General features: G+C 73.5%; 7 protein-coding genes. 6 read left to right on the top strand and 1 reads right to left on the bottom strand.

Translation table 11 applies throughout. The features are described from left to right. Nucleotides 1-59: 59 nt before the first annotated feature. From ACFVX4_RS03460 to ACFVX4_RS03475, 4 genes are all read left to right on the top strand, one after another. Nucleotides 60-2,843: a tetratricopeptide repeat protein gene (locus ACFVX4_RS03460; protein WP_389971455.1), complete on the top strand. Its 2,784-nt coding sequence runs from the start codon at nt 60-62 to the stop codon at nt 2,841-2,843. Between the two features lie 2 nt (nt 2,844-2,845). Next, nucleotides 2,846-4,201, top strand: coding sequence for a protein phosphatase 2C domain-containing protein (locus ACFVX4_RS03465; RefSeq protein ID WP_389971457.1), 1,356 nt, complete (start codon nt 2,846-2,848; stop codon nt 4,199-4,201). Between the two features lie 122 nt (nt 4,202-4,323). Then, nucleotides 4,324-5,682, top strand: a complete 1,359-nt coding sequence (locus ACFVX4_RS03470) for a VWA domain-containing protein (RefSeq protein WP_389971459.1) — start codon at nt 4,324-4,326, stop codon at nt 5,680-5,682. 133 nt (nt 5,683-5,815) lie between these two features. Further along, on the top strand, nt 5,816-7,054 hold the full coding sequence (locus tag ACFVX4_RS03475) for an FHA domain-containing protein (RefSeq protein ID WP_389971461.1): 1,239 nt from the start codon (nt 5,816-5,818) through the stop codon (nt 7,052-7,054). 6 nt (nt 7,055-7,060) lie between these two features. Here the strand turns inward: ACFVX4_RS03475 and ACFVX4_RS03480 are convergent, their stop codons facing one another. After that, nucleotides 7,061-8,041, bottom strand: a complete 981-nt coding sequence (locus ACFVX4_RS03480; protein WP_389971463.1) for a methyltransferase domain-containing protein — start codon at nt 8,039-8,041, stop codon at nt 7,061-7,063. Nucleotides 8,042-8,154: 113 nt separating this feature from the next. Between ACFVX4_RS03480 and ACFVX4_RS03485 the strand changes: the two genes are divergently transcribed. Together ACFVX4_RS03485 and ACFVX4_RS03490 are read left to right on the top strand one after the other, a co-directional pair. After that, complete coding sequence (locus ACFVX4_RS03485; RefSeq protein ID WP_266419070.1) at nt 8,155-8,559, top strand: globin; 405 nt, start codon at nt 8,155-8,157, stop codon at nt 8,557-8,559. A gap of 168 nt (nt 8,560-8,727) precedes the next feature. Further along, nucleotides 8,728-12,030 (top strand): FtsX-like permease family protein, encoded by a 3,303-nt coding sequence (locus ACFVX4_RS03490; protein ID WP_389971465.1) that lies wholly within the window; start codon nt 8,728-8,730, stop codon nt 12,028-12,030.

Consider the following 12,030-nt stretch of genomic DNA (forward strand, 5'->3'; position numbering starts at 1 on the left):
ACAGGTGTGCGCAAGGTGGAAGGGCCGCTGCGGCGGCGGGGCGATCAGGGGGACCGACCATGAGTACGCAGTGCCAGCGCCCCGCGTGCGAGGGCAATTACGAGGACATGGGCGGCGGTGAGCTGTACTGCGACACCTGCGGTCTGGCTCCGGTCGTCTCACCGAACGGGATGGTGAGCTCGCCGCCCACCGGGATCGCGGGCGGCGGCGCGAACAGCCGGGGCAGCAGGGGCAGCCGGGGCAGCAACAGCAGTTCGCGGTCCTCGTCCCGGGCGTCCTCGCGTGCCTCGTCCCGTTCGTCGACCTCGCGACGTTCGGTGTCGGGGCGGCTCTCGCGTTCGCTGTCCGGCGCCGCCACCTCCCCCTCGGTCTCGGTGCGTTCCTCCGGTTCGTCCTCGGGCGCCTCCGCCCGGGGCAGGCTGGGTGTGGGCCTGGTGCAGGTGCCGGACGTACCGCGTCCCGACCCGCGCTCGGCGGTGATGGAGAACCCGGAGGTGCCGGAGCGGAAGCGTTTCTGTTCGCGTTCCGACTGCGGGGCCCCGGTCGGCCGGTCCCGCGGTGAACGGGTGGGCCGCACGGAGGGGTTCTGCACCAAGTGCGGTCACCCCTACTCGTTCGTGCCCAAGCTCCACGGGGGCGACATCGTGCACGGCCAGTACGAGGTCGCGGGCTGTCTGGCGCACGGCGGGCTCGGCTGGGTCTATCTCGCGGTCGACCGCGCGGTCTCCGACCGCTGGGTGGTCCTCAAGGGCCTGCTCGACACCGGTGACCAGGACGCCATGGCGGCCGCCATATCCGAGCGCCGCTTCCTCGCCGAGATCGAGCACTCCAACATCGTCCGGATCTACAACTTCGTCGAGCATCTCGACCAGCGCACCGGCTCGCTCGACGGCTACATCGTGATGGAGTACGTCGGCGGCAAGGCGCTCAAGGACATCGCCAACGAGCGCCGCACCGCCGCCGGGAAACGCGATCCGCTGCCGGTCGAGCAGGCCTGCGCGTACGGCATCGAGGCGCTGGAGGCGCTCGGTCATCTGCACAGCCGCAACCTGCTGTACTGCGACTTCAAGGTCGACAACGCGATCCAGACCGAGGACCAGCTGAAGCTGATCGACATGGGCGCCGTCCGCAGGATGGACGACGACGAGTCGGCCATCTACGGCACGGTGGGGTATCAGGCGCCGGAGGTCGCGGAGGTCGGCCCGTCGGTCGCCTCCGATCTGTACACGGTCGCGCGGACGCTCGCGGTGCTCACCTTCGACTTCCAGGGCTACACCAACGTCTTCGTCGACTCGCTGCCGGACCCGGACAACATCGAGGTGTTCCGGACCTACGAGTCGTTCTACCGGCTGCTGGTGCGGGCCACCGACCCGGATCCGGCGCGGCGGTTCGCCTCGGCGGCGGAGATGGCGGAGCAGCTGACGGGTGTGCTGCGCGAGGTGGTGTCGCTGCAGACGGGACGGCCGCGCCCGGCGCTGTCGACGCTGTTCGGCACGGAAGTACGGGTCACGGACACACAGTTGTTCCCCGAGCTGATGGACGATGTGTCGCGGCTGGGGGCCCGGGTCGTCGCTCCGGCTCCGTCCGGCCGGTTCGGGCGGCGGCGCGGCGGGGCGGGGAGCTCCGCCCCGGCCACGACGCCGGTGACGGCCGCCGCACCGGCCTCGGGCGCGCTGCCCGCGGGTGCCCCGCCCGCTCCCGGGTACGCCGCGCCGGGGGCCGGTCCGCTGACCGCACCGCCCACCCACGTCCGGGCCGGCGGCGGGCCTGGCCGGAGCGGCGAGGTCCTCGCGTACGCGCAGACGCAGGCCGCGATCCCGGCACCCCGGGTCCCGGCCGGTGCCCCCGGTGCGCCGTCGGGGTCCCCCGTCCCGGAGGGCCCCCGGCTGGTCAGGCCGGACGTGCGGTCCACCTCGCTCGCGCTGCCCGTGCCCCGGGTCGACGCGAGCGACCCCAACGCGGGATTCCTCGCCGGGCTGATGACCACCGCCCCGTCCGAGCTGATCACCGCGCTGAGCGCCGTGCCCGTGGCCTCGCTGGAGACCCGGCTGCGCGAGCTGCGGGCCCGCCTGGAGATGAACGAACTGGGCGCCGCGGGCCAGACCCTGACGGCGCTGGAGGGCCAGTACCCGGACGACTGGCGGGTCGTCTGGTACCGCGGCATCACCTCGCTGGTGACCGGTGACAACGAGAACGCGGCGCTCTCCTTCGACGCGGTGTACGACGCGTTCCCCGGCGAGCCGGCACCCAAGCTGGCGCTGGGGATCTGCGCGGAGGTCCTGGGCCAGCTGGACAACGCCGCCGAGTACTACCGGCTGGTGTGGACGACCGACCCGAGCTTCGTCAGCGCCGCCTTCGGGCTGGCCCGGGTGCAGATGGCAGCCGGGGACCGGGCCGGGGCCGTCAGGGCGCTGGAGTCGGTGCCGGAGGCATCGATCCACTACACCGCGGCACGGGTCGCCGCGGTACGTGCCCGGCTGCGTGAGCGGGCCCCGGACGAGCCGCTGATCGTCGATCTGATGGCCGCCTCGGCCCAGGTCTCGGGGCTGGCCGGTTTCGGGCTGGACGCGGTACGCCGGGAGCAGTTGTCGACCGAGGTGCTGGGTACGGCGCTCGACTGGGTACTCTCCGGTAGCCCCACGGCCCGGCCCTCGGCCCAGTCGCCCGCTCCTGCCGGGACGACCGGGCCGAGAACACTGCTCGGCAGTGAGCTGGACGAGCGGGGCCTGCGCTTCGGGCTCGAGCGTTCGTACCGGATGCTCGCCAGGCTTGCGGAGCCAGGCGATGAGAGGATCGAACTGGTGGAACGGGCCAACCGTTTCCGCCCCCGGACGTGGGTGTGAAAATGTCGCAGAAGCCCCAGGAGACGGCCCTGTCGAAGTGCCCCGGCTGCGAGGAGCCGCTGGAGCCGGGGGACCTGTTCTGCGGTGCGTGCGGGTACGACCTGTCGGCCGTGCCCCCCGCTCCCCAGGACCACCCGACGATCGCCATGGCCGCACCGTCGGAGAACGGTGCGGCGGGCCGCGCGGCGGAGGTCCGCTTCGACCGGCGGGCCGAATCGGACGGACCGGCTGGATCGGACGGGCCGACCGAATCGGCCGGACCGGGCGACTCGGGCGGACCGGGCGACTCGGGCGACTTCGAGCTGGCCGCGCCCGCGCCGGCCGGTACGCCGTCCGCCGGTACGCCGTCCGCCGATGTCCCGGCGCCCGCGCCCGACCCCCGCACCTCCGCCGCGGAGCCGGTGGCGGCCACGCCGTCGGCCGGCACCAGACTGTGTGTGGCCTGCCGGGCCGGCAGTGTCGACATCGACGGCTACTGCGAGAACTGCGGTCACGCCCAGCCGCGCGAGCGCGACCACATGGAGCAGGAGCTCGGTTCGGTGGCCGCCGTCAGCGACCGGGGGCTGCGCCATCACCGCAACGAGGACTCGTTCGCGGTGTCGACCACCGCCCTGCCCGACGGTTCGCCGGCCGTCGTCGCGATCGTCTGCGACGGCGTCTCGTCGGCCAGCCGCCCCGACGAGGCGTCGGCGGCCGCCGCGAGCGCGGCCAACGAGACGCTTCTGGAGTCGCTGCCGCGCGGCACCCATCCGCAGCAGGCGATGCACGAGGCGATCCTCGCGGCCGCCGAGGCGGTCAACGCGCTGGCGCAGGAGCCCGGCCGGGCCATGGAGCACGACCGGCACCGCCACCAGAACGCCCCGGCGTGCACCCTGGTCGGCTCGATCATGGCGGGCGGCCTGCTGGTCGTCGGCTGGGTCGGCGACAGCCGCGTCTACTGGGTGCCCGACGACCGCGCCAACCCGCCCGCCCGGCTGACCGAGGACGACTCCTGGGCCGCGCAGATGGTGGCGGCGGGCCTGATGAACGAGGCCGAGGCGTACGCGGACGAGCGCGCCCACGCCATCACGGGATGGCTCGGCGCAGACGCGTACGAGCTGGAACCGCACACCGCGTCCTTCAAACCGGACCGGTCCGGTCTCGTGGTCGTCTGCACGGACGGTCTGTGGAACTACGCGGAGTCGGCGGCCGAGATGGCCGCGGCGGTGCCGGCCGACGCGCATCAACGGCCGCTGCACGGCGCCCAGGTGCTGGTGGGTCACGCGCTCGACGGTGGGGGCCACGACAACGTAACAGTGGCTCTGCTGCCGTTCGCCGTGGAGCCTCAGGGGGCAGGATCGGCCTGCGGTACCACGTGAGTCCCGTTCCGTAACGCTTGGTTCCAGTTCCGACCGCCCAGCCCGTCACCGCCGCCTTCGCCCGTTTTTCTTCGCTCACAGCTGTCTTCATCCGACACCTGGAGTCCCAAGGAGCCGACCAGATGGCCAACTTCTCCAAGTCGAACGTGCCGCAGTTCTCCGTCGAGGTGTACCAGAACGAGTACCTGCCGGAAGGCGGTCGCGAGGTCAACGCGATCGTCACGGTCACCTCGACCGGAGGCGGCACCACCGGCGGCGTCCCGCTGTCCGGTGCGGCCGTGCCGCACCCGCGCGTTCCCGGGCAGGCGCCGGGCGCCGCGGTAGTGATCATGGTCGACTGCTCGGGCTCGATGGACTATCCGCCGACGAAGATGCGCAACGCCCGCGACGCGACGGCCGCGGCCATCGACACCCTGCGCGACGGCACCTCGTTCGCCGTCGTCGGCGGTACGCACGTCGCCAAGGAGGTCTACCCCGGCAACGGCAGGCTCGCCGTCGCCGACTCGCGGACCAAGGCCCAGGCGAAGGAGGCCCTGCGCGCGCTCAGCGCCGGTGGCGGTACGGCGATCGGCACCTGGCTGCGGCTGGCCGACCGGCTGCTCGGCGCGGCCGATGTGAACATCCGGCACGGCATCCTGCTCACCGACGGACGCAACGAGCACGAGGCGCCGGAGGACCTGCGGGCCGCGCTCGAATCCTGCGCGGGCCGCTTCACCTGTGACGCCCGCGGTGTCGGCACCGACTGGGAGGTGAAAGAGGTCACAGCCATCGCCTCCGCGCTGCTCGGCACGGCCGACATCGTCGCCGACCCCTCGGGGCTGGCCACCGACTTCACGCAGATGATGGAGAACGCGATGGGCAAGGAGGTCGCGGATGTCGCGCTGCGGCTCTGGACGCCCGTCGGGGTCGAGATCAAGTTTGTGAAACAGGTCGCACCGACGGTCGTCGACCTGACCGACCGGCGCACCGAGGCGGGCCCCCGCGCCGGGGACTACCCCACGGGCTCCTGGGGCGACGAGTCCCGCGACTACCACGTGTGCGTGCAGGTGCCGCAGGCCGGGATCGGGCAGGAGATGCTGGCGTCCCGGGTCTCGCTGGTCCTCCCCGACCCCGCGGGCGGAGCTCCGCAGACGCTTTCGCAGGGCCTGGTCCGGGCCGTGTGGACCGAGGACATGGTGGCGTCCACCTCGATCAATCCGCAGGTCGCGCACTACACCGGCCAGGCGGAACTGGCACAAGTCATCCAGCAGGGGCTCGATGCCCGCAAGTCGGGAGACTTCGACGGCGCGACCGCGAAACTGGGCCGCGCGGTGCAGCTGGCGTCGGTGTCCGGGAACGAGGACACTGCGAAACTGCTTTCGAAGGTGGTGGACGTCGTGGACGCGGCGACCGGTACTGTGCGGCTGAAGGCCAAGGTCGCGGACGCCGACGAGATGACGCTCGAAACGCGCTCGACCAAGACCGTTCGCGTCAAGAAGTGAACACAGAGCCGTACAGCAAGTAACCACAGAGCCACACAGTCGAGCCGCCCGGCCGGGAGCGATCCACCGGGAGGCGAAGAGCAAGAAAAATCGCCGGCCCCGGGGCCGGCCCAGGAGAGGGGGAAGCGCCGACATGCCGACCTGCCCGAACGGACACCAGTCGGGTTCCGATGACTGGTGCGAGGTCTGCGGCCATCGCATGACCGGCGCGGGCGCGCCTGCAGGCGCGGTCCCCCCGCCGCCTCCGCCACCCGCTCCCGGTTACGGCTACCCGCCGGGCCCGGGATCCGACGCGACCCAGCAGGCGGAGCTCTGCCCGCAGTGCCGGACGCCCCGCGAGGCGATGGCGCCGTTCTGCGAGGAGTGCCGCTGGAACTTCCTCACGAACACCGCGACGTCGTACACGCCACTGGCCCCGGCCCACGGCGTTCCCGGCCCGCCGCCCGGACTCAACCTGCCGCCCGGCTTCCAGGCGCAGCAGGCGCCGGCTCCGCCGCAGCAGCGCGATCCGTTCGAGTACCAGGGCTCGCGGCCCTCGCAGATGAACCGCCCGGCCGAGCCGCTCTCCTCCGAACAGGAAAACCGCCCGGGTCCCCCGGCGCCCGGTCCGGGTCCGCAGTCGCACCCGGCCCCCGGCCCGCAGTCGCCCCCGCCGCCGTTCCAGCAGCAGGGTCCGCCGCCTCCGCCCTCCTTCCAGCAGCAGTCCGCGCCGCCCTCGCCGTTCCAGCAGCAGTCCGCACCGCCGCCGTTCCAGCAGCAGTCGGCGCCGCCCGTGTTCGAGCAGCCCGGTCCGCCGGCTCCGCAGCCGCCCACCCCGCCGCAAGGGCCGCAGGGGGCGCAAGGGCCGCAGAGCGACGACGACTGGATGCTGTCGCCGCCGTCGCGTACCCAGGCCCCGCAGCAGCAGCCGGGCCCGCCGCAGCACGAGCAGCCGCCGTTCCCGGGGCAGGGCCAGAACCAGCCGCCCGCGAGCTGGACCGCGGTCATCGCCCCGGACCGTGAGTACTTCCTGGCGATGATGCAGCGCAGCGGTCCCGAGGCGACCGGGCTGAACCTGCCCGCGTACTCCCCGGAACAGCAGCTTCCGCTGTCCGGCAACCAGATCACCATCGGTCGCCGCAGACAGAGCACCGGTGAGTCCCCCGACATCGATCTGTCCGTGCCGCCGGAGGACCCGGGCGTCTCGCACCAGCACGCGGTGCTGGTGCAGCAGCCCGACGGCAGCTGGGCCGTGGTCGACCAGAACTCCACCAACGGCACCACGCTCAACGGCGCCGAGGACCCGATCCAGCCCTATGTCCCCGTCCCGCTCCAGGACGGCGACCGGGTGCATGTCGGGGCGTGGACGACGATCACGATCCGCCGGGGCTGATCCGTGTCACACGGTGGGCAGTGGCCAGGCGTACGGTCCCTCGGGGTCGTCCAGCCAGGCCCACTGCCGCCCGTCCGTGACCGTGATGCCGAATCTCTCCCGCTCGGGGCGCTTCTCGCGTCGCCAGAGGGAGTGGGCCTCGCGCGGATCGAGGGAGCCCTCGGTCAGCGCCAGCATGAACCGGAAGAGATCGTTCTCGCTGACGCGCCTCGGCACCGAGCCGGTGTGCGGGCGCCGTACGGCCTGCGCCGGTGTGCCGCGCAGCGGTACGAAGTAGGCGGCCGTGTGCAGGAACCGGCCCTCGGCGTACTTCCCGTGTGCCCCTTCCCGTACCCGCAGCGCGATCAGTCCGGTGGCGAACGGGGCCAGTATCCGGGCGCCCGGGACGCACTGCTCCAGCCAGGGCCGCGGTACGCACGGCAGGGTGCAGGTCGCGATGATCCGGTCGTACGGGCCGCGCCGGGGCCAGCCCCGTGTCCCGTCCCCGGTGATCACCGCGGGGTGGTACCCGGCCGCGGCCAGGTGCCGGCGGGCCGACTCGGTGATCTCCGGGTCGAGGTCGACGGTGGTCACGGCGTCGTCGCCGAGCCGGTGGGCGAGCAGCGCCGCGTTGTAGCCGCTGCCCGCGCCGATCTCCAGGACCCGCTGTCCCTCCCGTACGTCCAGCTCTTCGAGCATCCGGGCCATCAGCGACGGCTGGCTGCTCGACGAGATCAGTTCGCCGTCCCGGATCCGGGTGGCCAGCGGCCCGTCCTCGTACGCCCCGCGCAGCCACCGGGCCCGCCGGTCCGGGTCGGGGTCCTCGCACCACAGGCGGTCGTAGCCGCCGGCCACGAAGTAGTAGGGCACGAACAGATGCCGCGGCACCTCCTCGAAGGCGGCCCGCCAGCCGGGATCGCCCAGCGCCCCGCCGGCCACGATGCCCCGCACCATCGCCCACCGCTCCTCGGCGGCGGCCGCGGCGAACCGGTCGGTGTGCGTGTCCATACCTCCACCTTCCTGCGCCGGGGGCCCGGGGGCCAGGAAGCCGGGCGGGCGAGGGACTGTCGGGTAGTCCTAGGACCCGGGTCCTCGGCCGGTGCGTCTGCGACGATGGACGGGTGACAGAGATTCCGCGCGACACGCTGCAGGAGCAGACCTTCTACGAGCAGGTCGGCGGCGAGGAGACCTTCCGGCGCCTGGTGCACCGCTTCTATCAAGGGGTCGCCGATGACCCGCTGCTCCGGCCGATGTACCCGGAGGAGGATCTGGGCCCGGCCGAGGAGCGGTTCAGGCTGTTCCTGATCCAGTACTGGGGCGGGCCCCGTACCTACGGCGAGCAGCGCGGACACCCCCGGCTGCGGATGCGGCACGTCCCGTTCCGGGTGGACCGGGCGGCGCACGACGCCTGGCTGAGCCATATGCGGGTGGCCCTCGACGAGCTCGGACTCGCGCCGGAGCACGAGCGGCAGTTGTGGGACTACCTGACCTACGCCGCGGCCTCGATGGTGAACACCCAGGGCTGACCCCCCGTCCGCCGCCGCCACCGGCGCGGAATTCGGTCTTCCATCACCGATAAACGATCACAATCGCATCAAGTACGTACGCAAGCGGTTTCCAAGAACCCCTGCGGCTTGAAAGCATCCATGCAGCGCCGGGGGGCGTGTGTGTGCTGAGGGCCCAGGGGGGCGTGAGTGACGGGGTTCGTCTTTCTCCGGGTGCGGGCCCATCGGCTCCTGCTCTCCGCGGCTGTCCTCGCCGTGCTGCTGACCACATCGGTGCTGGCCGCACTCACCGCCTTCTCCGGCTCCGTCGGCGACGCGGCGCTCCGCCACGCCCTCACCCACCGTTCGGCGGCCGCCGCCTCCCTCGTGATGTCCGCGCAGGTGGCGCCCGCGCAGCGGGACGCGGCCGACGTGATCGCCCGCAGAGCGGCCCGCGAGGCCTTCGCCGGCCTTCCGGTGACCGTCCGGACGCTGGAGACCTCGGGGGCGTACGCGCTGCCGCGCGATCTGCGGGCCCCCCGGGCCCGGGGCGGCGAGCCCGATCTCACCCACTTCGCCTCGCTCGATCGCAGCCGGGTCCGGATCGCCGCGGGCCGTATGCCGGCGTCGGGCGGCGGGAAGTCCGGCGATCCCGTCCAGGTCGCCCTGCCGCGGACGGCCGCCGAGGCGCTGAAGCTGAAGCCCGGTGCGCGGATCACCGTCACCGACCGGCTGACCGACAAGCCGCTGCACATCCTGGTCACGGGCGTGTACGAGGTGTCCGACCCGGCCGATCCGTACTGGCAGCTGGACGAGCTGGGCGGGCGCGGCATCCGCAAACTCGCCTTCACGACCTACGGTCCGCTGCTCACCGCCCCCGGCACGACCGGTTCCGGACGAGTCAGTTCCGGGACGATGTCCTGGCTGGCCGCCGCCGATTTCCGCACGGTCACCACGGGCCGCATCGACTCGCTGCACAGCGCCGCCACGGCCGCCCCGAAGACGGTGACCTCGGCCCCCGAGTTCAAGAGCGGGGCCACCGCGCGGACCTCGCTCCCCCGGGTGCTGGAGCAGATCGACCGGGCGCTGCTGGTCTCCCGCTCGACGCTGATGATCGTGGCCGTCCAGCTGGTGCTGCTCGCGGGTTACGCGCTGCTGCTGGTGGCCCGGCTGCTGAGCAGCGAGCGCGACGGGGAGACCCGTGTGCTGCGGGCCCGGGGCGGATCGCGCGGCCGTATCACGGCGCTCGCCGCGATCGAGGCGCTGCTGCTCGCGCTGCCCGCCGCGCTCGTCGCCCCACTGCTCGCCGGGCCGCTGACCCGGCTGCTCGCGGGACGCGGCGCGCTGTCCCGGATCGGACTGCGGCTCGACGGCGGCGCCACCGCCACCGTCTGGCTGGTCGCCGTGGTCACCGCGTTCGCCTGCGCGCTGGCCGTCGTGGCGCCCGCGCTGGCGGCGGGTGCCGGGGAGCGTCGGGGCGGCCGTGCCGCATCGCTGCCCGCGCCGCTGCGGGCCGGTGCCGACCTCGGCCTGCTGGTGATCGCGGCGGTGGCGTACTGGCAACTCGACCGCCGGGCCACGGATGTCGGCGGCGGTGCGCTGAGCGGGGACCGGCAGGGCCGGCTCGGCGTCGATCCGCTGCTGGTCGCGGCTCCCGCGTTGCTGCTGCTGGCGGGCACCGTACTGACGCTGCGGCTGCTGCCGCCCGCGGCCCGGCTCGCGGAGCGCGGTGCGGCGGGCGGCCGGGGGCTGATCGCGGCGCTGTCCGGCTGGCAGTTCAGCCGACGCCCGCTGCGCAATGCGGGGCCCGTGCTGCTGCTGGTCCTCGCGGTGGCGATGGGCATGCTGGCCATCGGGCAGCGCGCGTCCTGGGACCGTTCGCAGGGCGACCAGGCGGACTTCAGGGCCGGTGCGTCGGTGCGCGTGCTGACCGGTGCCGACGACGATCCGGCGAAGTCGGGCCGGTACGCGCCGCTGCCGGGGGTACGGGACGCCGCGCCCGCGTTCCGCGCGACCACGGAACTCTCGGGCGACCGCACCGCCTCGGTCCTCGCCCTGGACACCGCGCACGCCACCGAGCGGATGCTGATCCGCGACGACCTCGGCGACCGGCCGCGCGAGCGGCTGTTCGACCCGCTCGACCCGCCGAGGACCGCGCGGGCCGGGCTGGCGCTGCCGGAGAACAGCGAGCGGCTCCGGTTCGACGTACGGATCACGACGGCCGGGGCGCACGCGGGGAAGGGTGACGATCCGGTCCTCGCCGTGCTGCTGGAGGACCGCTACGGCCTGCCCTACCGGGTGTCGGCCGGAACCGTGCCCGTGGACGGCAGGGCGCATCCGGTCGCCTTCGCGGTGGCGGCCGTGGGTGACCTCGCCGTGACCGGCTTCGAGCTGAACGGCAACCGGCCGACCGGCCGGGGAGAATCGCACCGGCTCGACGTCAGCGGCCTGCGGACCGTGACGGCCGACGGCAGCGAGCGGCCGGTCCCGGTCCCCGAGGGGTTCGGCTGGCACGCCGAGCTGACCGCCACCGGATCCGGTGCCGAGGCGCAGCCCGGCGAGGCGGTGGACGCGACGGCCTCCGCGAAGAGCCCGCTGGCCTTCGGGTACGACACCGGCTCCGCCCCGAACATGTGGGATTACACGCCCTCCTTCTCCGTACGGGTCACCGCGCCCCGCCCGGAGGCGCCGATGCCGAAGGCCGTCGTCACCGACGCGTATCTGAAGGCCGCCGGAGCGAAGAAGGGACAGAGTGTCGATGTCACGCTGGCCGGCGAGACGGTCCGGGTGAGGATCGTGGACGTGGTGCGCCGGCTGCCGACCACCGGCACCGGCGCGGACGACTCCGCTCCCGGGCGCGCCAAGGACCGCGACGGCGGGGCCCTGCTGCTCGACTTCAGGGCCCTCGGCCAGGTCTTCGCGCAGCGCCCCGGCGCCGTGCTCACCGCCAACGAATGGTGGCTGAGCACCGCCCCCGGACAGGCTGCGAAGGCCGCCGCCGCGCTGCGCGCGCAGCCGGACACCGATCCGGCCCAGGTCCTGGTGCGGGACGAGATCGCGCGGGAGCTGGTCGGCGATCCGCTGGGCGCCGGGCCGCAGTCCGCGCTGCCCGCGGTGGCGGTGGTCGCCGCGGCCCTGGCGGCGGTCGGCTTCGCGGTGAGCGCGGTCGGCGCGCAGCGGGAAAGGGCCGCCGAGTTCGCCGTGCTGCGGGCACTGGGCACCCCGCGCCGACGGCTGACCAGGATGATCGCCGTCGAGCAGGGCGTGCTGATCGCCATCGCGCTGCTGGTCGGGACCGTGCTCGGGGCGGTGCTGAACCGCGCCGTCGTACCGCTCGTCGTGCTGACCGGACAGGCCACCGCGCCGGTGCCCGGGGTGCTGGTGCAATTGCCGGCCGGGCAGATCGCGGCGCTGCTCGCAGGCGTCGCCGCGCTGCCGCTGGTGATCGTCGTGTCCCTCGCTCTGCGCGGCACCGACCCCGCGGCCTCGCTGCGTGTCCAGGGGGACAACTGA

The organism is Streptomyces sp. NPDC058240 (assembly GCF_042882135.1).
Taxonomy (GTDB): domain Bacteria; phylum Actinomycetota; class Actinomycetes; order Streptomycetales; family Streptomycetaceae; genus Streptomyces.

Bases quoted from the DNA above. Each gene is read 5' to 3' on its own strand.
- ACFVX4_RS03460 (WP_389971455.1), top strand. From the start codon at position 60: ATGAGTACGCAGTGCCAGCGCCCCGCGTGCGAGGGCAATTACGAGGAC.
- ACFVX4_RS03465 (WP_389971457.1), top strand. From the start codon at position 2,846: ATGTCGCAGAAGCCCCAGGAGACGGCCCTGTCGAAGTGCCCCGGCTGC.
- ACFVX4_RS03470 (WP_389971459.1), top strand. From the start codon at position 4,324: ATGGCCAACTTCTCCAAGTCGAACGTGCCGCAGTTCTCCGTCGAGGTG.
- ACFVX4_RS03475 (WP_389971461.1), top strand. From the start codon at position 5,816: ATGCCGACCTGCCCGAACGGACACCAGTCGGGTTCCGATGACTGGTGC.
- ACFVX4_RS03480 (WP_389971463.1), bottom strand. From the start codon at position 8,041: ATGGACACGCACACCGACCGGTTCGCCGCGGCCGCCGCCGAGGAGCGG.